We start from the raw sequence: 20,345 nt of genomic DNA on the forward strand, positions 1-20,345 counted from the left end.
CCGGTTGCCGCCGCACCGACCCGATCGAGCCCGCAGGAGGAGCCACCGGCATGTACATCACGGTTTCCCGACCGGCCGACAACGGCCGGGCCGGGCCGCGGGATCTGCGCCTGGCCGCGGTCGCCCAGCGCACCGGGATCGACCGGCGCGAGTTCCGCCCGCAGGACCACGACTACTTCCGCGACCTGTACGGCACCTTCGGGCTGGCGGCCGACCAGGAGGGGCTGGCGGCCGGGCGGGTGTCGTTCACCGACCTGGTCGAGGCCGTGCTGCCCGACCTGAAGGGCCACGGCGACCGGTTCGACCTCGCCGTCATGGCCAGCGCGGCGCCGGACGCCGAGCCCGGCTTCCCGATGTGCTTCCTCGACTCGGCCGTCCCGGACGTCGGGCTGGTCTTCGGCGTCGCCGACCTGGGCCTGCTCGGGGTGTTCACCGCGCTGTGGCTGGCCGAGAACCGCAGCCGGCTGGACGCCCGCCGGATCCTGGTGTTCGCCCTGGACCAGGCCAGCGTGCTGCACTCCGAACCGGTGCCGGCGCACCTGCGGGTCGCCGAGGACGCGGTGACCGTGCTGGTCCTGGACGCCGACGCGGCGCACCGGGTCGAGACGGCGCAACCGTATCCCGTGCCGCCCGACGAGGTGGCGGCCCGCTGGTCGGCGCTGCTGGCCGGGGAGCGACCCGCAGCGGTCACCGCGCTGGCCGGGCCCGGCCTGGTGGCCGCCTGCGGCGACCGGCTCCCGGCGGGCACCGTCGCGGTGCCCGCCGGACGCCCGGCCAGCGGCATCTGGTCCGTGCTCGCCGCCGAGTGGGACGGCTGGCGTCGCACGGGCCGCCGGGTGCTGCTCGCCGACTACGACCCCGGGCTGGGTCAGTTCGCCCACTGCGCGATCACCGTCGAGGCCGGCCCCGTCGAGCCCGGTGCCGACGGGCACGTCGTCGACCCCGAGGAGCAGGAGAAGCTGCGATGACCAGGACAGGCACGGCCCTCGGCGCGGCGTGGCCGTCGATGCTCGCCGTCGCGCACGCGAGCGGCTGGTCGGCGGCGCTCACGGCGCTGCACGCCGCCGTCGATCCGGGGGTCGTGGTCCTCGGCCCGGCCGGTCACGGGCTGGCGCCCGACGAGCTGGCCGCGACCGCGGACCGGCTGCGCCAGGGCGAGTGGGAGTGGGCCGCGGCCGACACCGTCGAGCGCCTGGACACCGGCGTGCCCGGCCTGACCGGGTTGCGGGCCCGCCGGCCGGTGACCGCCGTCCGGGTGCCGGAGGCGCGCTCGTGGACCACCGCGCTGGCCGGGCTGCGCCTCGGCCTGTCCTACCGGCTGCTCGAAGGCGCGCTGCGCTACCTCGACCGGCGGTACACCGGGGACGTGGTGCTGTTGCAGCACAGCGTGGTGAAGAGCGCCGTCGCCGACGTCGTCATGGAGCAGTTGCAGGTGCGCTGCGCGCTCGACGGCGCCGGGCCCGAGGGCCTCGACGCCCCGGCCGTCGCCGACCTGCACGCGCAGATCACCGCCGTCGACCGGGCCGGGGTCCGGCTGCTCGGCGCGCACGGCTACGTCGAGGGCGGTCCGGGCAGCACGGTGTACGTGTCCGAGCTGCTCGCCGACGCCTACCGCGCCGGGACCGGGTCGATGCCAGGGGGGTTCGACGAATGACCGAGCTCGAACCGCGGCTCCGCCGGTTGCAGGCCCAGGCCCGGGAATGGGCCGCGGAGATGCGTCCGTACGCCCTCGAGGTGGACCGGGACCCGGACGCGGTCACCCGGGTGGCGCACCTGCCGGCGCTGGCCCGGGTGGCCGCCCTCCAGATCCCGCCGGAGTTCAACCCGGAGCCGCTGGTGCTCGGCGACCAGACCTACTACCTCATGAGCGCGTCCGAGCGGGTCGTCTTCTTCGAGGAGGGGGCGTGCGCCGACCTGGGCATGATGCTCGGCTCGCCGGGCGGTCCCATGAGCGGCGTCGTGGTGGACGCGCTGGGCAGCCAGGAGCAGAAGGAGTGGTTCTACGGTCGGCTGCTGCTGCGTCCGACCTGGACGTTCTTCGCCCTCTCCGAGCCCGAGCACGGCTCGGACGCCGCGAACATGGCGACCAGGCTGACGCCGTCCGCCGACCCGGACGGCCCGGCCCGGCTCAACGGCGTCAAGCGTTACGTGGGCAACGCGGGCCGGGCCGAGTTCGGCGTCGTCTTCGCCCGGACCGGGCCCGGTCCGCTGGGGTTCGCGGCCGTGCTCGTCGATGCGACCGCACCGGGGTTCGCCACCACCCCGGTGCGGACCATCGGCGTACGCGGCGCCGGGCTCGGCGAGATCACCCTCGACGACGTCGAGCTGACGCCGGACCGGGTGCTCGGCGCCCACCTGCGGCCCAGCCGGCGCGGGATGGCCGCCTGGCTGCGCACGTTCAACCTGCTGCGCCCCGCGGTGGCGGTCATGGGGGTCGGCGTCGCCCGCGCCGCCTACGAGTACGTGCTGGCCGAGCGCAGCTCGTTGCGGGTCGCCGAGCGGCTGCGCCTGGAGCGGATGGAGCGGGCCATCGCCACCACCCGGCGGATGCTGCGCGCCGCGGCCGCCGCGGTCGACCACGACCCGTCCGCCGGGCATCTCGCGTCGGCGGCGAAGGCCACCTCGGCGCGGCTGGCCGAACGCGTGACGCTGGCGGCCCTCGACTTCTTCGGCCCCGGGGCCCGGCTGGAACACCCGCTGCTGGACAAGCTGGTCCGCGACGCCGGCTCGGTGGAGTACATGGAGGGCACCAGCAACATCCAGCGGCTGGGCGTCTTCGGCGGCCTGCTGCGTGGCGCCTTCCCGCCGTTGCAGGCCGCCCGGCTGCCGACCGAGAGCTGATCCGACCCATGCCGACCGCGGAGGACAGGTGGGGACAATGACCGACGACATCGGCGAGCTGATGTCGGTCGTCGCGCACACGATGGGCGACGTGCTGCTGCGTGCGCCGCTGGCGCCGACCGAGGACTTCTTCGACTGCGGCGGCGACTCGATGCGGGCCGTCGAGGTGCTCTCCCGGCTGATCGAGCGCTATGAGCCGGTGGGCGAGGACGCCGTCGAGCGGCTCCGCTCCGAGCTCCTCACGGCGATCTTCGACGACGCCAGCCCCGCCGCGCTGGCCTCGGTCATCGTCGACCACCGTGGCGTCGAGGTGGAGACGTGACGGCGGCCCCGCGCGACGACGTGGCGGCCGGGGCCGGACCCGCCGCGATCGACGAGCTCGCCTACTACGCCGCGCAGAGCCCGGTCACCGACCCGGGACCGCAGGCCGCCCGCCTGGTCGACCTGCCGGCCGACCCGCTGGCCGTGCGCGCCGTGGTACGCGGGCTGTTCACCCACTTCCGCTCCACCGACCTGGCCGCCCTCGGCATCCCGGCCGGCCGGCTGGCCGAGGTCGACCTGCGCTACTCCGAGGCGATGCTGCGGCGCATCGTCGAGCTCGACGACCGGCCGATCGTCGAGGAGCGCCCGCCCAACCGGCGGATGGTCGGCAGCTGCCGCGACTACGCGGTGCTCTACCTGACCCTGCTGCGCCACGCCGGTGTGCCGGCCAGGGCGCGGGCCGGCTTCGCCTCGTACATCATCCCGGGCTGCACCATCGACCACGAGCTCGTCGAGGTGTGGGACGCCGGGCAGCGCCGCTGGCGTCGGGTCGACGTCGAGCTGCCCGACGTGCACGTCGACGAGACCGACGGGGTGAGCTTCAGCTCGTCGGACGTCCCGCCCGACCGCTTCATCGTCGCCGGCGACGCCTGGCGGCGCTGCCGCAGCGGCCTGGCCGACCCGATGTCGTTCGTCGTCGACCCCGACTTCGAGGACGGGCTCACGAAGGGCTGGCCGTTCCTGCGGCACAACCTGGTCGACGACCTGGCCGGGCTGAACAAGGTGGAGATGCTGCGCTGGGACTACTGGGGCATGACCCGCCGCGGCGAGATCAGCGCCGCGGACGCCGCGCTGCTCGACCGGGTGGCCGCGGTGACCACCCCGGAGGTCCCCTTCGACGAGGCCAGACGGCTGTACGCGGGGGAGCCCGAGCTGCTCACCGTGCCCCGGCGGGTGCTCAGCTACAGCCCGTCCGCGCCGACCCCCGTCGAGGTGGAGCTGGTCGGCGGACTGGGCGGCTAGCGACGCCCCGACGTCTCCGGGGCGGGCCGGCGGGCCGCGGTCAGCGCGAGCTGACGGGCCAGGTAGGGCGCGATCGCGCTGTCCGGATGGGTAGCGAGCAGCTCCGGCGGGCCGGCCGCGACCAGCCGGCCCCCGTCCTCGCCGCCGCCCGGTCCGAGATCGACGAGCCAGTCGCTCGCGGCAGCGAACTCCACGCTGTGCTCGATGACGACCACCGTGTTGTCCCGGTCGACCAGGTCGTGCAGGACGTCGAGCAGCACCTGGACGTCGGAGAAGTGCAGGCCGGTGGTGGGCTCGTCGATCAGGTAGAGGGTCCCGCCCTCGTCGCGCCGGAGCAGCTCGCGGGCGAGCTTCAGCCGTTGCGCCTCCCCGCCGCTGAGGGTGCAGGTGTCCTGCCCGAGCCGCAGATAGCCGAGCCCCACCTGGGACAGCGTGCGGAGCGGACCGGAGATCGCCGGTGCGTCGGCGTAGAGCTCGATCGCCTCTCCGACCTCCAGGGCGAGGGTCTCGGCGATCGTGCGTCCCCGGTGGGTGATCTCCAGGACCCGCGCCGAGTACCGCAGGCCGTCGCAGGACGGGCAGCGCACCGAGACGTCGGCGAGGAACAGCATCTCGATCCGCACCGCGCCCTTGCCCGCGCAGCGGTCGCAGCGCCCGCCCGCCTCGGTGTTGAAGCTGAACATCGCCGTGGAGTACCCGCGCCGCACGGCCTCGTCGGTGCCGGCGAACAACTTGCGGATCTCGTCGAACACCCCCAGGTAGGTCGCGGGCGTCGACCGGGACGAGCCGCCGATCGAGTCCTGCGTCACGGTCGTCACCCGGCGGACGTGCTCCGCGCCGCGGAGCCGGTCGAACGGGCCGACGGGGGTGCGCCGCCACCGCACCGCGGCGTCGACGGCCGGCTGGAGCGTCCGGGTGATCAGGGAGCTCTTGCCGCTCCCGCTCACGCCGGTGACGCAGGTCAGTACCCCGATCGGGATGGTGAGATCGACGCCGCGCAGGTTGTTCAGCCGGGCGCCGGTCAGTTCCAGCCTGCGGTCGTCCGGGCGGCGGCGCTCCGGCCGGGGCGAGACCACCGCCCGCTCGTTGCGAAGGTACGCGCTGGTGGCCGACGTGCCGTGGGCGACGACCTCGGCGGTCGGACCGGACGCGACGACCAGGCCGCCGCGCGTCCCGGCGCCCGGCCCCATGTCGACCAGGTGGTCGGCCGCCTCCATCGTCTCCCTGTCGTGCTCGACGACGAGCACCGTGTTGCCCGCGTCGGCCAGCCGGCGCAGCATCCCGATCAGCCGCCCGTTGTCCCGCGCGTGCAGGCCGATCGACGGCTCGTCCAACACGTAGACGACGCCGACCAGACCCGAGCCGAGTTGCCGGGCCAGCCGGAGCCGCTGGCCCTCGCCGGCCGAGAGCGTGGGCGCGGCGCGGTCGAGCGAGAGATAGTGCAGGCCCACCTCAAGGAGGAACTCGACCCGGGCGTCGACCTGGTCGAGCAGTTCGGCGGAGAGCGCGGCCAGGTAGTTGCCGGCCAGTTCGGCGCGGACCTCGCCGACCCAGTCCCGCAGCCGCGAGATCGCCAGCCCGTTGACCTCCGCGATGTTGCGGCCGGCCAGGCGCACGGCGAGCGCCTCCGCGCAGTGCCGGGTGCCGCCGCAGGAGCCGCACTGCCGCTGGACCATGAAGCCCTGGTAGAACGCCTTGCGCTCGGGCGAGTCGGCGTCCTTGAACAGCCGCTCGATGTGCTCGGTCAGCTCGCCCAGGATCCGGTCGGCGGCCGCGGCGGGCAGGTCCTCCCAGGGGGTGTCCAGGCCCGCCCCCGCCTCGGCCAGCAGGTCCGGCAGGTCCCGCTGCGGCCACCAGGTCTTCTTGCCCCGGCGGCGGTCGCCGTAGAAGGTGAGCGCTCCGGAGCGGACCGACTCGCGGGCGTCGCCGACGAGCCGCGCGGTGTCGACCCGGTAGGTGAAGCCGAGCCCTTGGCAGTGGTCGCACATCCCGGCCGGCGAGTTCGGCGTGAACCAGTCCGACGACGTCGCGTGCACCTCGGTGCCGCAGTGCGGGCAGACCCAGCCGGCCGCGAGGTGCCGCACCGGCGTCCGGTCCCGCAGCACGGTCAGCCGCCGCTCGGCCCGCAGCTCCCGTTCGACGAGGAGCCCGGCGTCGGCCAGCGTGTCGGCGTCGGGGGTGGCCGCCAGCCGCAGCACCTCGGTCTCGCCGCCGTCCGGCTCGGTGGCCACCAGCCGTACCGGCTCCTCGGCCGCCGCCTCGGCCAGCGCGGCGAGGTGCGCGGCGGTGTCCAGCGGCGCGACCCCGGTGCCGCACTTGCGGCAGTCGTGCCGTCCGGCACGGGCGAAGAGCAGGCGCAGGCGGTCGGAGATCTCGGTGATCGTGCCGACGTTCGACCGCGGGTTGCGGCTGATCGTCCGCTGCTCGATCGCCACGGTCGGGCTCAGGCCGCTGACCCAGTCGACCGTGGGTCTGGCGACCTTCGGCAGCCTGCGCCGCACGTGCGCGGAGAGGCTGTCGAGGTACTGCCGATGTCCCTCGGCGTAGATCGTGTCGAACGCCAGCGACGACTTGCCGCTGCCGGAGACTCCGGTGAGGACGGTCAGGCCGCCCCGGGGCAGCGACAACTCCCCGATCCGCAGGTTGTGCTGGCGGACGCCGCGGAGCACGATGCGCCCGGGGTCCCGCACGTGTTCACCCATCGCCTGTCCTTTCCGGTGCTGCGCGGGGCGTTCTCGGCCACCCGGCACATCGCGGGGCGGGGGCGGGCGACGGTCACCCTGCCGCCACCCGGGCGGCGGGCACGCAACGGCCGCGGAGGTCGCCGCCGCCGTCGACACCGTCGCGCGTGGAGGTCACCGCCGACGGTCCACAAAGGAACTGCGAGCGCTCATCGGGAAACCCTAGGTGAGGCCGATCCGATTGGCGAGTGCCTATTCGGGGATACCCTCCGGCCTGCCACATCGGGGCCCGGGCCGGCCGGTCTGACGACCTCGTGCCGTCCCGACACGCCTGATACGGTTGCCGGGCACTGCTCCGGACGCCCTGCGCCGGCCACCGCAGGAGCTCTGCGAGCTCCGGGGTCCCGTGCGATCACTCCGCGCGATGAGCACGACGTGCCGGTGCCGACGGCGACGCCGCGCTGCTCCGCGCGAGCAGCGAGCCGACCGCGGCGCCGGGCCCGACGATCTCGAAATCGCGCGTCGCGTCCGGCGCGGCGGCCCACTTCACCACTGCTCCGGAAAGCGGGGAGGTCTCGCAATGGACGACCGAGATGCGGCCGAGGCGCGACGCGTCGCGGCGGATGCCGGGGAGCAGGGCCGGCTGAGCCCGGGGCGTCCCGTGGCGGCGGGCGTGACCGGGGACGGCCCGGCGTGAGCGCGCTCGACGTGGTGGACCCGGCCACCGGTGCCGTCTTCGCCTCCGCGCCGGCCTGCACCACGGCCGAGCTCGACGCCGCGGTCGCCGCCGCTGCGGCGGCCGCTCCCGGGTGGGCCGCGCTCCCGCTCGATGAGCGCCGCGCCCGGCTGCGTGCCTGCGGGGCGGCGCTCGCCGACGCCGCCGAGGAGGTCGCCGCGCTGCTCAGCCGCGAGCAGGGCAAGCCGCTGGCCGCCGCGCGCGCCGAGGTGGACCTGTCCGCCGGCTGGTTCGGGCACACCGCCGATCTGCCCGGCACCGACGAGGTGGTGGCCGCGGGCCCCGCCGCGTCGATCATGATCGGCCGGGTGCCGCACGGTGTGGTGGCCGCGATCGCCCCCTCGAACTTCCCGATCATCCTGGCGGTGTGCAAGGTGGCACCGGCGCTGCTGGCGGGCAACGCGGTGGTGCTCAAGCCGTCGCCGGAGACGCCGCTCGCCACGCTGCGGACGGGCGAGCTGCTCGCGCCGCACCTGCCCCCCGGCGTGCTGTCGGTCGTCTCCGGCGACCACGCGCTCGGAAAGGCGCTGACCACGCACCCGGGCATCGACATGGTGTCGTTCACCGGCTCGGTGGGCACCGGGCAGGCGATCGCCGAGCAGGCCGCGGGCCGCTTCCTGCCGGTGGTGCTCGAGCTGGGGGGCAACGACGCCGCGGTGGTGCTGCCCGACGCCGACGTGACGGCGCTGGCCCCGGCGCTGTTCGCCGGTGCGATGGTCAACAGCGGCCAGTTCTGCGCGGCCGTCAAGCGGATCTACGTCAGCGGCGCGCAGGCCGGCGAGCTGGTCACCGCGTTGGCGAAGCTGGCCGCGGCGGCGGTCGTCGGCGACGGCGGCGACCCGGCCACCGAGTACGGCCCGCTGGTGAGCCGGGCCCAGCTCGACCGCGTCAGCGCGCTGGTGGACGAGGCCGCCGCTGCCGGCGCGCGGGTGGTGACCGGCGGCGCCCGGCTGCCCCGGCCCGGCTGGTTCTATCCGCCGACCATCGTCACCGACCTCCCGCCCGGCACCGACCTGGAGCTGGAGGAGCAGTTCGGCCCGGTGATCCCGGTGATCGCCTACGACGACCTCGACGAGGCGATCGCCCGGGCCAACGGCACGCGCTACGGGCTCGGCGCGTCGCTCTGGGGTGACGCCGGGCGTGCCCGTGCGCTGGCGGGCCGGCTGACCTGCGGCACCGTCTGGATCAACACGCACGGGGCGCTGCGCCACGACACCCCGTTCGGTGGGGTGCGCAGCTCCGGGGCCGGTGTCGAGTACGGCTGGTGGGGGCTGCTCGAATACACGCGGATCAAGGTCGTCCACGAGCTTCATCCGGGAGGGTGACTCCCCTCCGCATCCGACACCGGCGGCTCGGCTGCGGTGGGGCCGCTACCCTGGCGGGGCGGCTCCCGCCCGCCCGAACACCCGCGCCGACCGAGGACGTGCATGTCAAGCAGCTGGTCCGTGCACAGCGTCTACTCCGATCCCGGCCGCCACCGGGCGCTGTTCGCGGAGCTGCGCGGCGAGGTGCCGCGCATCTGCGCGGCCGCGCGCAACGTCATCGCGCACTATCGCATCGAGCTGCCCGAGCTGCCCCCGGCGCGGCACGACGAGATTCACAGCCGCTGGTTGGAGGCCATCCTGGAGCTCGACCAGGAGCGCCACCCGGGGCCGCTGACGACGCCGAGGGCGACCGCGGAGAAGGTCGCCGGCTGCTGCCGCGACCACGTGCTGTTCGTCGTCGGCGCGCTGCGCGACCGTGGCGTGGCGGCGCGCAGCCGCGTCGGGTTCGCCTCCTACCTGGCCGAAGGCTACTTCCTGGACCACGTCGTCGCGGAGTACCGGGCCGGCGACCGGTGGCGTCGCGTCGACCCCGAGTTCGCCCCCGGCTCGGTCGAGTTCGACGTCGAGGACATGCCCACCGGGCCGGGCGCACCGTTCCGGACGGCGGCCCAGGTCTGGCTGGCCCACCGGTCGGGGGAGACCGACGCCGAGCTGTACCGGGTGTCCCCGGAGTCGGAGCTGGGTGGGCCAGGGTTCGTCCGCGACTGCGTGGTCACCGAGCTCGCCCACCGGCAGAAGGACGAGCTGCTGCTCTGGGACGCCTGGGGCGACGCGGCGCACCAGGTCGACGACCCGCTGGTCGACGAGCTGGCCGAGCTGCTCGTGCGGGCCGACGCCGGCGACGACATCGCCGAGCGTGAGCTGGCCCGGCGCTACCGCGACGACCCGCGCCTGCACCCCGGCGACGCCGTCACCCAGTACTCCCCCTACGGCCAGCCGCCCCGCGTGGTCCGGCTGCGCTGAACCGTCGACGGTCGACGCCATAGCCGTTCGCGCAGGGTCATCCGTGCGCTCGTCCGGATCTTCCGGTTGGCCGCCCGGAGAGCGACCCTGGTCACGGGATCATGAGTCGAAGCCGGAGCGACACGATTCGGGAGACGGTCACATGGCGAATGCGGACTCGATCAATCAAACGGTACGGCCCGCCGACGTCCCGGCCCCGATCGGGGTGGCCGTGCTGGTCGGCAACGAGGTCACCCGACGGGGTCTCGAGTCGATCCTGACCGACCTGCCGGGGGTCGCCGAGGTCTCCTACCACCTGGGTGTGGCCGAGGCCCAGGCTGCGCTCGCGACCGGACGGGTCGACGTCCTGCTGGTCACCAGCTCGGCCGGCAGGGCGGCGCTGTCGGTGGCCGGGGGCGGGGCCAGGGTCCTGGTCCTGGTCGACGACGGCAGCGGCGTCCAGGAGCTGTTCGGCGTCGCGGCGCGCCCGCCCGACGGCATCGTGCTGCTGGCCGACCTGACGCCGGACGGGCTGGGCGAGGCGCTGCACCGGACCGCGACCGGGCAGACCCACGTGCCCGACCGGCTGGCCCGCGAGCTGATGGACCAGGCCCGGGTGGAGCTGTCGACGCCGACGCACCCGGCGCGGCTCACCGCCCGGGAGAGCGAGGCGATGGGGCTGATGGCCGAGGGCATGAGCAACAAGCAGATCGCCGGACGCCTGGGCATCTCCAGCCACGGGGCCAAGCGGCTGGTGGCCAGCCTGATGCTCAAGCTCGGCTCGCCGAACCGCACCGCGGCCGTGGTCAACGCGATCAAGTCCGGGCTGGTCCGGTGATCAGAACGGGTCCGCCGACGGCAGCAGGATGACCTTGTCGGCGACCCGCGTGTCGAACAGCTCGTAGCCGAGGGCCGCCTCGGCCAGCGGCAGCCGGTGCGAGACCAGGGCGCTCGGGTCGACCCGACCGGCGCGCAGCAGCGCCATCACCGGGTCGCGGGAGCGGATCGGGTTCCCCACCGCGAACCGCAGGGTGAGCTCCTGGACGAACGCCCGGCCGGCCGGGAAGGCGACGTCGTCGGCGCCGTGCGCGCCGACGACCAGCACCGTGCCGTGCGGCCCCGCCGCGTCGACCGCGCAGGCCAGCGCCGCCCCGGAACCGACCGCCTCGATGACGACCGCAGCCTCGTCCCGGCCGCGCATCCGCTGCATCGTCGCGGCGAGCCGTTCGGGCTCCACCACCGCCGGCACCAGCGCGCCGGCCCGCTCCCGCCGGGCCGGGTCGACGTCGCAGACCACGACCGTGGCGCCCAGTTCGGCGGCGCACAGGGCGGCCATCAGCCCGACCGGCCCGGCCCCGACGACCCCGACGAGGCGGCCCGGCCCGACGTGCGCGTCGGTGACCGCGGCGTGGGCGGTGGCCAGGACGTCCCCGGCGAACAGCGCCTGCTCGTCGGTGACCGCCGCCGGCACCGGCCCCAGCACGACGTCGGCGAACGGCACCCGGACGTATTCGGCCTGCCCGCCGGCGACGGCGGCGCCGACGACTGTGGAGTAGCCGAACAGCGTCGCCGACGGGCAGTGGTAGTGCCAGCCGCGCGCGCACCGCGGACACCGGCCGCAGCCGATGAGGTACGAGGCGACGACCCGCTCGCCGACCGCGAACGGCACCTGCGACCCACGCTCGGTGACCACCCCGGCGAATTCGTGCCCGAGCACGGTGCCCGGGGCGAAGCCGGGCATCTCGCCGCGGTAGGGGTGCAGGTCGCTGCCGCAGATCGCGGCGCGGGTGACCCGCACGACGGCGTCGCGTTCGGACTCCAGCCGGGGCATCGGCAGGTCGTCGACGACCTCGACGTGCCGTGGGCCGCGGTAGACGACCCCCCTCACGCCATGCCCACCGTGGTCGAGGCCGCCCTGCGGGGGGTCATCGGGAGTCGTGCCACGGTCCAGCCCTTCTCGATGAGGTCGACGACCAGATCCGCGTCGGGGTCGTCGCCGTCGCGGCCGACCCGCACGGTCACCGCGCGGTCGCGGTGGTTGACCAGGGCGACGCCGCCGTCGACCGGCACGACCTCGACCTCCGGGTCCGAGCAGCGCACGACGGGACCGACCCCGGCCAGCTCGGTGAGCCGCCGGTAGAACCGTTCCCACGGGGCGAGCGCGAACCGCCCGGCCGCGTCGAGCTGGCGTTCGAACGGGACGTTGGTGAACACCAGCCGGCCCGCGCCGACGGCGTTGACCACGACGGCGGGCGTGCCGTCCGGGTACGCGGCCAGCACCCGGCCGGAGGTCGCCCGGAGCGTGGTGGGCACCGCGCCCGCGACGGCCCAGTCCACCGGCAGCACCTCGCCGTCCCAGCGGATCTCCTGCCGGTCCCGGCCGGTCAGGTCGTAGTCGACGATCTCGGCGCCGACCAGCTCCGCCCCCGGGAAGCCGTGGAGGTGGTCACCCAGCGAGTAGTACACGGTGGTGCCCCGGTGCAGGGCGGCCCGCAGGTGCTCCAGGTCGGCAAGCGTCACCTGGTCGACCGAGGGGCAGACCAGCAGGCGGTGCCCGGCGGCCGGAGCCGCCACCACGTCCGCGTCCACGTGCAGGCGGTTGAGCAACAGGTAGGCGAAGAACGGCGAGACGGCGTCGCGGTGGGGGTCCAGGTAGGACCCGCCGCCGGCGGGCCGCCCGGTCACCGGCCACACCGCGACCCTGGCCGGTCCGGCCGTGCGGACCAGCGCCGGCGCGGCGTCGACGACCTGCCGGTAGGCCGCCATGGCCGGCTTGGGCGTCCCGTCGGCGCGGTGCAGCCCGACCATGCGCTCGGCCGGGCGTCGGTCGTAGGGCTCGGCGGTGGAGGTGCTGTCCTGCCAGCACCACACGATCACCCCGGCCGCGCCGTTGGCCAGCACCGAGGCGGCCGAGGCGCGCAGGTACGCCGCGGCGACCTCGTCGCCCGCGCCGTAGGTCCCGAGCTCGTCGACCAGGGCCACCCCGTACGCGCCGGCCAGCCGGGCCAGGAACGCCGGCAGCTGGGTGGCCTTCGGCGACAGCGTGGACTCGATGTGCCCGGGTGACCAGAGCGGGAACCCGTGCACCGCCAGCAGGTCGAGGACCCGGCCGGTGGCCGGCCCGAAGGCCGACCCGCCGAGCACGGTCAGCGCGTTGTTGGCCTGGCAGACCAGCACCTCGGGGGCCACCTGCCGGATCGCGCCGACCAGCCGTCCGTACCAGTGGGCGACCTCGGCCGACGTCAGCGTCGCGGCCTCGCCCGGGTCGACGTTGGAGATCTCGTCGCCCAGGTCGAGCGCGAGGACGTTCGCGCGGTCGGCGACCGTGGCGGCCACCGCTCGCACGAACGTCTCCTGGGCCGCCAGCATCTCCGGGTCGCGCCACAGGCTGCGCCCGCCCCGCCACGGCAGGTCCAGCAGTTGGCCGTTCATGAACAGGGTCAACACCGACAGCACGCAGCTCAGCCCGGCGGCGTCGGCCAGCTCGACCAGTCGGCGCAGCCGGGCCAGCGCCTGCGCGTCGACGCGCCCGGGCTCCGGGTGGAAGTCGCGCCAGAAGACGAACACCCGGACGGTGTTGAGGCCGGCGTCGGCGATCCGGCGCAGGTCGGCCGCGACGACGTCGGGATCCCAGTCGACCCACAGCCGGCAGCCGGCACGCACCGGGAAGTAGGTGACCCCGAGGGCGGTGAACGGCTCGCCGTCACGCAGCAGACGGCCCTCGTGCAGGCGGAACGTCATCGCGTCAGCCCTCCCGCGCGGGGGTGCGCAGCGCGGCCGCCAGGGTGTGCACGACCCGCCGCACGTCGTCCTCACCCATCCCGCGATGCAGCGGCAGCGACAGCAGCCGGTCGGCGATGGCGTCGGTGACCGGCAACGGGCCGGCCGCGGCGGCGTAGTAGCTGAGCCGGTGCATCGGCGGGTAGTGCACCGATGTCTGCACGCCCGCGGCGAGCAGCGCGGCGCGTACCGGCCCGCGGTCGGTCCCGGCGGGCAGCACGACCGGCATCAGGTGGTGCGCGGAATCCTCGGCCCCCCGGTCGGCGAACGGCACGACCAGCCCGGGCAGCGCGCCGAGCAGGTCGCGGTAGCCGGCGGTGAGCGCCCGTCGGATCCGGCGGTCGACGCCGAGCCGGCCCAGCTGGACCCGGCCGATCGCCGAGGTCAGGTCGGTCGGCCGGTAGTTCAGCCCGAGGTCGGCGACGTCGTAGCCACCGGACCCGCCGGTCATCCGCTGCTGCGGCGAGGTGCCGATGGAGTGCGAGCGCATCCGGCGGATCCGGTCGAGCAGCGCGGGGTCGCGGGCCAGCACCATGCCGCCCTCGCCCGCGGTGACGTTCTTGGTGGCGTGGAAGCTGAAGCAGCCGACGTCGCCCCAGGTGCCCAGCATCCGGCCGGCCACGCACACGCCCGGCGCGTGCGCGCTGTCCTCGATCAACCGCAGTCGACCGGCCCGGCACAGCTGCGCCAGCGCGGCGATGTCGGCCTGGTAGCCGGCGTAGTGCACGGTGATCACCGCCCGGGTCCGGGGGGTGATCAGCCGTTCCACCTCGGCCGCGGTCAGCACCGGGTCCCCGGCCGCGCGCACGTCGGCGAACACCGGCGTGGCCCGGTGCAGGGCGACGACCTCGGCGGCGGCGACGAAGCCCAGCGCAGGGATGATCACCTCGTCGCCCGGGCCCAGGTCGAGCGCGGCGACGGCCAGGTGCAGCGCGGCGGTCCCGCTGCTCACCGCCACCGCCTGCGGGGCGTCGTGGGCCGCGGCGAACTCCTGCTCGAACGCCTCGGTCACCGGCCCGGCCGACAGCCAGCCGGAGCGCAGCACGGCGACCACGGCGTCGATCTCCTCCTGACCGATCACCGGGTCGGCCAGCCGCACCGCGGCATCCGTCGCGGTGCCCGCCGCCGCCGTCACCGCTCACCGCCGGAGACCGGGAGCCGCGCGGACTCCGTCGGGTAGCCCGCCGCCACCGCGGCCGCCACCTGCGCCCAGGTGTTCTCCCGTCCGACGCGCCGGCGGCCCGCCGCGCCCATCGCGCGGCGTCTCGGCTCGTCGGCCAGCAGGCCGACCAGCGCCTCCGCCAGCGCGCCGGGTTCGGCGTCGACCACCAGGCCGTCCACGCCGTGCCGCACCACCTCGCGCGCGCCCTGGAACGGGCCGCTGACCACCGGCGTGCCGCAGGCCCAGGCCTCGACGAAGACCAGCGGGTACACGTCGGAGGTCGAGGGCAGGCAGAGCAGGTCCGCGGCGGCCAGCAGCTCGTGCTTGACCGTGGCGTCGACGACGCCGAAGTCGTGCAGCCCGTCGGCGGCCGAGGTGGCCGGGCCGTCCGCACCCGGTCCGGCCAGCCAGAACGCCGTCCCCGGGCGGCTGCGCCGGACCAGCGGCGCGGCCGCCAGCAGCACCGGGTAGCCCTTGAACGCGGTCCGGCGGCTCAGGAACAGCACGGTTCCGGTGGCCCCCGCGAAGCGGGCCCGCAGCCCGCTCGGGTCCACCGCCCCGTCCAGGTGCGGGGCCTGCGGGACGTACCGGATCGCCGCCGGGTCCGCTCCGGCGGCGACGACGTTGTCGGCCTCGGCCCTGGTCAGCACGTAGACCGCGGCGGCCGCCCGGCAGGCCGCCCGCCCCAGCTCGGGATCGGGCCAGAGCTCCACGGCGGTCGCCGGGGTGAGCACGAACGGGCACCCGAGGTCGGTGGCGGTGCTCAGCGCCACCGCCACCTGCTTCGGGCGGGCGAGGTCGAAGGCGTGGACCACGTCCGGGCGGCCGAACTCGCGCGGGTCGGCGATGCGCGGCCACGGGCCGGCGTCCGGCGGCTGCGGTGGCAGCGAGTCGGTCAGCACGGCACCCGTGTGTCCGTGCACCGCGAGGTGCTCGGCGGTCTTCCAGGCCATCCGCTCGGCCCCGCTCCACTCGCCGCCGTAGCCGCCGAAGGCGATCAGGACCCGGCTCACGACGCGCTCCGGTGCGCCGCGTACCAGTCGAACGTCGCCCGCAGCCCGGCGTCGAGGGTGACGGCCGGCTCGTAGCCGGTCAGCCCACGCAGCCGGGTCAGGTCGGGCAGCCGGCGGCGCGGGCCGCCGGGGACCGGCCGCACGGCGAACTCGGGGCGCAGCCCGGCGAGGGCGCAGATCCGTCGGGCGAGGTCGAGGATCTCGACCTCCTCCCGGTCGTTGCCGATGTTGACGACCAGCGGATCCGGCTCAGGCAACGCGCACAGCCGCAGCACCGCCTCGACCGCGTCGTCGACGTGGCAGAACGCCCTGGTCTGCTGCCCGCCGTAGAGCGGGAACGGGTCGGTGCCGGCCAGGGCCCGCTCGATCAGCTGCGGCACCACGTGCTCGTTGCCCATCCGTGGGCCGTAGACGTTGTAGAAGCGGGCCACCCGCACCCGGCCCGGCGGGCCGGCGTGCAGGAACAGGTACTCGGCGACGAGCTTGCTCAACGCGTAGGACGTGCGCGGCGATCGCGGCTCGCCCAGCACGAACGGCGCGTCCTCCGGGACCGGCAGCTCGGCCAGCCCCGCGGTCGCGGCGCCGTCGCCGACCTCGCTGGTGGAGCTGAGGAACAGCACGCTCGGCTGGGTCCGGGCGCACCAGTCGAGCAGCGAGACGGTGGCCAGCACGTTGGTGCGCATGGTGTGCACCGGCCGGTCGGTGACCCGCTGCACGCCGACCACCCCGGCCAGGTGGTAGACGGCGTCGCACCGGTCGAGGTCCGCGGGCAGCGGTGTGGTCAGGTCGTGGCGGACCAGCTGCACGTCGCCGGCGAGTGCGCGCAACTCGGGGTCGTCGGCGCCGCGGGAGAAGTCGTCCAGGACGGTGACCTGCACGCCCTCGTCGAGCAGTCGTCGCACCAGGTGCAGGCCGATGAATCCGGCCCCGCCGGTGACCAGGGCGCGGTCAGCCACGGCCGAGCCGCAGGTAGGTGAGGCCCTCGACGCCGGTGAGCTCGGCGTCGAGCAGGCCCCACATGTCGAACACGACACCGCGGCCGCGCATCCGGCCCAGCAGCCTGTCCGCGGTGAGCGTGGCGTAGCCGGGGTGGTCGGACAGCAGCACGACCGCGTCGGCGTCGGCCACCCCCTCGTCCAGCCCGACCGGTCGGTAGCCGAGCTCGGCGATCCGCTCCGGGCGGACGATCGGGTCGTGGCCGGCCAGCGTGCGTACCCGGCCGCGCAGCAGGGCGGCGACCTCGGTGGCGGCGCTGCCGCGCACGTCGTCGGTCTCCGGGCGGCCCTTGTAGGCGATGCCACACACCAGGACCTTGGCGTCGGCGAGCCGGCCGGGGTCCGGGTCGGTCAGGGCCGCGACCACCCGCTCGACCGCGTGGCCGGGCACGCGTTCGTTGGTCCGCCGGGCCGCGGCGACCATCGGCATCTCGTTGTGGCCGGCCGTGGCCGCGCTGTGCATCAGCAGGTACGGGTCCTTCGTCAGGCAGCTTCCGCCGACGAAGCCGGGTCGGGACAGGTCGGGCCGGGGGTAGCGGAGGTTGGCGGAGGCGATCAGCTCGGTGGCGTCCAGGCCGAAGGCCGTGGCGGCCAGCGCCACCTCGTTGCCGAACCCGTAGATCAGGTCGGTGTGCGCGTTGCAGATCAGCTTGATCATCTCGGCGGCCTCCAGCGAGGACACCAGCACCCGGTCCGGGCAGACCGCCGCGAACAGGGCCTCGGCGCGCTTGGCCGAGGCGTCGTCCAGGCCCCCGATGATCTGCGGGAGCGAGGCCAGCTCGGCCATCGCCGAGCCCTGGATGATCCGTTCGGGGCAGAAGGCCAGCAGCGGGGAGGCCGTGACCCGTCGCATGGCCGGCTCGACGAGATCGCGGCAGGTGCCGACGGGCACGGTGCTGCGTACCACGAGCAGTGTGTCCGGGGTGATCCGCGCGGTGGCGGCGGTGACGGCGGCCCGCAGCGGGCCCAGGTCGCAGCGGCCGGTGGCCGGGTCGACCGCGGTGCCCACGCAGATGATCACCGCGTCGGGCGTCGCGTCGGGCAGCCGGTCGGCCACGGTGAGCGCGCCGTCGTCCAGCGCGGCCAGCGCCTCGGCCAGCCCCGGTTCGAAGAACGGCGGCCGGGCGCGCGTCACGGCGTCCCGGACGTCGGGGTTGACGTCCACTCCGACGACGCGGACTCCGGCGCGGGCCAGGGCGACCGCGAGCGGCAGCCCGACGTAGCCGAGTCCGACGACGGCGACCTCTGGCGGGGGTGTGGTCATGTTCGGGTACTCCTCCTCGTGGCGGTGGTGCCGCCCGGCGCACCGGCGCCCCGACCGGCGATCAGGTCCCGCAGCGCGGGGGCGGCGACCTTGCCGAGCGCGGTGCGCGGCAGCCGGTCGACGGCATGGACGTGGTGCGGGACCTCGTAGGCGGTCAGCCGCTGTCGGCAGCCGGCGACCACCGCCGCCGGGTCGGTGCCGGGCGTCAGCTCGACGACGGCGTGGATCTCCTCGTTGCCGCGGGCGTCCGGCAGCCCGCAGACGTGCACCGCGCGCACGCCGGGCAGCTCACCGATCAGCCGCTCCAGCCTGCGCGGATTGACCTTGCGGCCGCCGACGTTGATGAAGGTCGCCTTGCGGCCGACGATCGTCACGTCTCCGGCGTCGTCGACGTCGACCAGGTCGCCGGTGTCGTAGTAGCCGTCCGGGCGCACCGCCTCGGCCCCGCCCCGGCCGACGTAGCCGGTGAACATCGTCGAGGTCCGCACTAGCAGACGCCCGGCGGCGGAGCCCCGGACCGGCTCGACCCGCCACCGCACGCCGGGGACGAAGCCGCCGACCCCCTCGGCCGGCCACGGCCGGGACCGGCCGGACTGGCAGGCGATCAGCCCGGTCTCGGTCGAGCCGTAGATCTGGCGGACCGGGCAGCCGAGGCGACCGCCGGCCGCCCCGGCCGCCGCCGGGGTGAGCGGCCCGCCCGAGCACAGGGCGACCCGCAGCCGGTCCGGCCGGACCCGCCCGTGCAGGAGGTCCGGGACCAGGCCGTACACGAACGGCGTGGCCAGCAGCGCGGTCGCGCCCGCGTCGAGCCCCTCGACCAGGCCGCGCCCGGTGAACCGCACCAGCAGCGCGAGCGTGCCGCCGGACAGCACCGCGGCGCACAGCGCCCCGACGAACCCGAACGAGTGCGCGAGCGGCACGGCGGCCAGGATCGTGTCCCGCTCGTCCAGGCCGAACAGGTCCCGGTAGAGTGCGCCCCCGCGCAACGCCGCTCCCAGCGGGACCGCGGCCACCCGGGGTTCGCCGGTCGATCCGGAGGTCAGTTGCAGCACGGTCGCCGCACCGGGCGTCCGGTCCGGCCACTGCGCCTGCGGCGCGCCGGCGACCAGGTCCTCGACGGCCAGCCGGCGCAGTTCCCCCGTCGCCGCGGGCCGCGGGCCGTCCACCGCCGCCACCACCGCGCCCGGTCGGGCCGCGTACACCGCGGACAACGGGTCGGCCAGGTAGGAGCTGTCGTGCTCGACCAGGACGACGTCGAACCCGGCGGCCAGCAGGCCGAGCAGCACGGCCGCGTGCGCGCCGGTGTTGACCGTCGCCACCACGACCGCGCGGCCGGCGGGCAGCTCGGCGGTCGCGCGGGCGGCCACCCGCCGCGCGGTCGCGGCCAGCTCCCGCCAGGTCGTCCCGGACCAGCCGGCGGCGGTACGCCAGCGGACGGCCGGGGCGTCCGGGCGCTCGTCGGCGTGGGCCGTCAGCCGCTCCCGCAGCGCGGCGACGGCGTCGTGGTCGGCGTGCGGCGCGTACGCCGGGCGGCGGTCAGTTGGCATGCGAGACCCGGAACTCGTCCCGGTCGACGCCGGGCAGGTAGACCTCGGGGGTGTCGGTGAACTCGGCCACCGCCCGCTCGTAGCGGCCCGGGGTGCCGATGTCGTGCCAGCTGCCGGTGAACCGGTAGGCCCCGACCGGCCGGCCCGCGCCGATCAGCGAGGTGATCAGGTCGGGCATGTCGACCACCGACTCCGCGGCGATGAACGAGCGCACGGACGGGTCGACGACGTAGACACCCATGCTGACGTCGACCCGGACCCGGGGCTTCTCGGTCACCCGGCACACCCGGTCGTCGGCGATCTCGAGGGCACCGGAGTCGATCGGCACCTCGGTCTGCCGACAGGCGATCGTCATCGCGCAGCCGCTGCTCCGGTGCACCCGGTGCACGTCGGCGAAGTCCAGGGTGGTGAGCACGTCGCCGTTGAGCACCAGGGCCGGCTCGTCCCAGTCCGCGACCAGCAGCAGCGGGCCGGCGGTGCCCCGGGGCTGGGCGTCCACCGAGAAGTCGACCACCATGCCCGCCGGGATCGCCCCGAACAGGTGCTCGCGGATGGCCGTCTGCAGGTGCGACACACAGAGCGTGACCCGCTCGACCCCGCAACCGCGCAACTGCCGCAGGAGGATGTCGAGCAGCGGCCGGCCCCCGATGTCCATCAGGATCTTCGGTCGCTCCGCGGTGAGCGGCAGCAGGCGCCGCGCCTTGCCCCCGGCGAAGATGATTGCGCGCACATCAACTCCCACTCATCGGGTCGGCCGGGAATCGGCGACGATCAG

17 protein-coding genes are annotated in these 20,345 nt (G+C 75.3%); 8 read left to right on the top strand and 9 right to left on the bottom strand.

What is annotated here, in order from left to right; genetic code table 11:
* The first annotated feature begins 50 nt into the window (after positions 1 to 50).
* The 5 genes from O7628_RS15725 to O7628_RS15745 are packed head-to-tail and all read left to right on the top strand — an operon-like array spanning position 51 to position 4,125.
* Positions 51 to 968: a hypothetical protein gene (locus O7628_RS15725; protein ID WP_278131452.1), complete on the top strand. Its 918-nt coding sequence runs from the start codon at positions 51 to 53 to the stop codon at positions 966 to 968.
* A complete protein-coding gene (locus O7628_RS15730) occupies positions 965 to 1,654 on the top strand; it encodes a hypothetical protein (protein WP_278131453.1) in 690 nt (229 codons plus the stop codon). The genes O7628_RS15725 and O7628_RS15730 overlap by 4 nt, the downstream gene beginning before the upstream one ends.
* Complete coding sequence (locus O7628_RS15735; RefSeq protein ID WP_178063150.1) at positions 1,651 to 2,841, top strand: acyl-CoA dehydrogenase family protein; 1,191 nt, start codon at positions 1,651 to 1,653, stop codon at positions 2,839 to 2,841. The genes O7628_RS15730 and O7628_RS15735 overlap by 4 nt, the downstream gene beginning before the upstream one ends.
* 37 nt (positions 2,842 to 2,878) lie before the next feature.
* Positions 2,879 to 3,163: a phosphopantetheine-binding protein gene (locus tag O7628_RS15740; RefSeq protein ID WP_074475146.1), complete on the top strand. Its 285-nt coding sequence runs from the start codon at positions 2,879 to 2,881 to the stop codon at positions 3,161 to 3,163.
* A complete protein-coding gene (locus O7628_RS15745; RefSeq protein WP_278131457.1) occupies positions 3,160 to 4,125 on the top strand; it encodes a transglutaminase domain-containing protein in 966 nt (321 codons plus the stop codon). Before O7628_RS15740 ends, O7628_RS15745 begins: the two co-directional genes overlap by 4 nt.
* Here the strand turns inward: O7628_RS15745 and O7628_RS15750 are convergent.
* Positions 4,122 to 6,827: an excinuclease ABC subunit UvrA gene (locus O7628_RS15750; protein WP_278131459.1), complete on the bottom strand. Its 2,706-nt coding sequence runs from the start codon at positions 6,825 to 6,827 to the stop codon at positions 4,122 to 4,124. The two genes, O7628_RS15745 and O7628_RS15750, sit on opposite strands and share 4 nt — an antisense overlap.
* A gap of 672 nt (positions 6,828 to 7,499) precedes the next feature.
* Here O7628_RS15750 and O7628_RS15755 point away from each other — a divergent pair.
* The 3 genes from O7628_RS15755 (at position 7,500) to O7628_RS15765 (ending at position 10,647) form a co-directional block, all read left to right on the top strand.
* Complete coding sequence (locus O7628_RS15755; RefSeq protein ID WP_278131460.1) at positions 7,500 to 8,867, top strand: aldehyde dehydrogenase family protein; 1,368 nt, start codon at positions 7,500 to 7,502, stop codon at positions 8,865 to 8,867.
* 102 nt (positions 8,868 to 8,969) lie between these two features.
* Positions 8,970 to 9,830: a transglutaminase domain-containing protein gene (locus O7628_RS15760; protein ID WP_278131463.1), complete on the top strand. Its 861-nt coding sequence runs from the start codon at positions 8,970 to 8,972 to the stop codon at positions 9,828 to 9,830.
* Positions 9,831 to 9,972: 142 nt separating this feature from the next.
* The gene (locus O7628_RS15765; protein WP_278131465.1) at positions 9,973 to 10,647 is read left to right on the top strand and encodes a LuxR C-terminal-related transcriptional regulator; all 675 of its coding nucleotides are present in this window, start codon (positions 9,973 to 9,975) and stop codon (positions 10,645 to 10,647) included.
* Here O7628_RS15765 and O7628_RS15770 read toward each other — a convergent pair whose 3' ends face one another.
* Genes O7628_RS15770 through O7628_RS15805 form a run of 8 tightly spaced genes read right to left on the bottom strand, consistent with a single transcriptional unit; the run spans position 10,648 to position 20,300 of the window.
* A complete protein-coding gene (locus tag O7628_RS15770) occupies positions 10,648 to 11,697 on the bottom strand; it encodes an alcohol dehydrogenase catalytic domain-containing protein (protein WP_278131466.1) in 1,050 nt (349 codons plus the stop codon).
* Positions 11,694 to 13,550 carry a cellulase family glycosylhydrolase gene (locus O7628_RS15775; protein ID WP_278131467.1) on the bottom strand — a complete coding sequence of 619 codons (1,857 nt, stop codon included), beginning with the start codon at positions 13,548 to 13,550 and terminating at the stop codon, positions 11,694 to 11,696. The genes O7628_RS15770 and O7628_RS15775 overlap by 4 nt, the downstream gene beginning before the upstream one ends.
* 4 nt (positions 13,551 to 13,554) lie before the next feature.
* The gene (locus O7628_RS15780; RefSeq protein WP_278131470.1) at positions 13,555 to 14,724 is read right to left on the bottom strand and encodes a DegT/DnrJ/EryC1/StrS family aminotransferase; all 1,170 of its coding nucleotides are present in this window, start codon (positions 14,722 to 14,724) and stop codon (positions 13,555 to 13,557) included.
* Positions 14,721 to 15,764: a glycosyltransferase family 4 protein gene (locus tag O7628_RS15785; RefSeq protein ID WP_278131472.1), complete on the bottom strand. Its 1,044-nt coding sequence runs from the start codon at positions 15,762 to 15,764 to the stop codon at positions 14,721 to 14,723. The genes O7628_RS15780 and O7628_RS15785 overlap by 4 nt, the downstream gene beginning before the upstream one ends.
* A complete protein-coding gene (locus tag O7628_RS15790; RefSeq protein WP_278131475.1) occupies positions 15,761 to 16,720 on the bottom strand; it encodes an NAD-dependent epimerase/dehydratase family protein in 960 nt (319 codons plus the stop codon). The genes O7628_RS15785 and O7628_RS15790 overlap by 4 nt, the downstream gene beginning before the upstream one ends.
* Complete coding sequence (locus tag O7628_RS15795; protein ID WP_278131477.1) at positions 16,713 to 18,023, bottom strand: nucleotide sugar dehydrogenase; 1,311 nt, start codon at positions 18,021 to 18,023, stop codon at positions 16,713 to 16,715. Before O7628_RS15795 ends, O7628_RS15790 begins: the two co-directional genes overlap by 8 nt.
* Entirely contained in the window at positions 18,020 to 19,570 is a 1,551-nt protein-coding gene (locus O7628_RS15800; RefSeq protein WP_278131479.1) for a fatty acid--CoA ligase family protein, read from the bottom strand. Before O7628_RS15800 ends, O7628_RS15795 begins: the two co-directional genes overlap by 4 nt.
* Positions 19,560 to 20,300, bottom strand: a complete 741-nt coding sequence (locus O7628_RS15805; RefSeq protein ID WP_278131480.1) for a nucleotidyltransferase family protein — start codon at positions 20,298 to 20,300, stop codon at positions 19,560 to 19,562. The genes O7628_RS15800 and O7628_RS15805 overlap by 11 nt, the downstream gene beginning before the upstream one ends.
* Between the last annotated feature and the right edge of the window lie 45 nt (positions 20,301 to 20,345).

The sequence above is a fragment of the Micromonospora sp. WMMD956 genome, assembly GCF_029626125.1.
Classification (GTDB): Bacteria; Actinomycetota; Actinomycetes; order Mycobacteriales; family Micromonosporaceae; genus Micromonospora; species Micromonospora carbonacea.

Bases quoted from the DNA above. Each gene is read 5' to 3' on its own strand.
- O7628_RS15725 (WP_278131452.1), top strand. From the start codon at position 51: ATGTACATCACGGTTTCCCGACCGGCCGACAACGGCCGGGCCGGGCCG.
- O7628_RS15730 (WP_278131453.1), top strand. From the start codon at position 965: ATGACCAGGACAGGCACGGCCCTCGGCGCGGCGTGGCCGTCGATGCTC.
- O7628_RS15735 (WP_178063150.1), top strand. From the start codon at position 1,651: ATGACCGAGCTCGAACCGCGGCTCCGCCGGTTGCAGGCCCAGGCCCGG.
- O7628_RS15740 (WP_074475146.1), top strand. From the start codon at position 2,879: ATGACCGACGACATCGGCGAGCTGATGTCGGTCGTCGCGCACACGATG.
- O7628_RS15750 (WP_278131459.1), bottom strand. From the start codon at position 6,827: ATGGGTGAACACGTGCGGGACCCCGGGCGCATCGTGCTCCGCGGCGTC.
- O7628_RS15760 (WP_278131463.1), top strand. From the start codon at position 8,970: ATGTCAAGCAGCTGGTCCGTGCACAGCGTCTACTCCGATCCCGGCCGC.
- O7628_RS15765 (WP_278131465.1), top strand. From the start codon at position 9,973: ATGGCGAATGCGGACTCGATCAATCAAACGGTACGGCCCGCCGACGTC.
- O7628_RS15775 (WP_278131467.1), bottom strand. From the start codon at position 13,550: ATGACGTTCCGCCTGCACGAGGGCCGTCTGCTGCGTGACGGCGAGCCG.
- O7628_RS15795 (WP_278131477.1), bottom strand. From the start codon at position 18,023: ATGACCACACCCCCGCCAGAGGTCGCCGTCGTCGGACTCGGCTACGTC.
- O7628_RS15800 (WP_278131479.1), bottom strand. From the start codon at position 19,570: ATGCCAACTGACCGCCGCCCGGCGTACGCGCCGCACGCCGACCACGAC.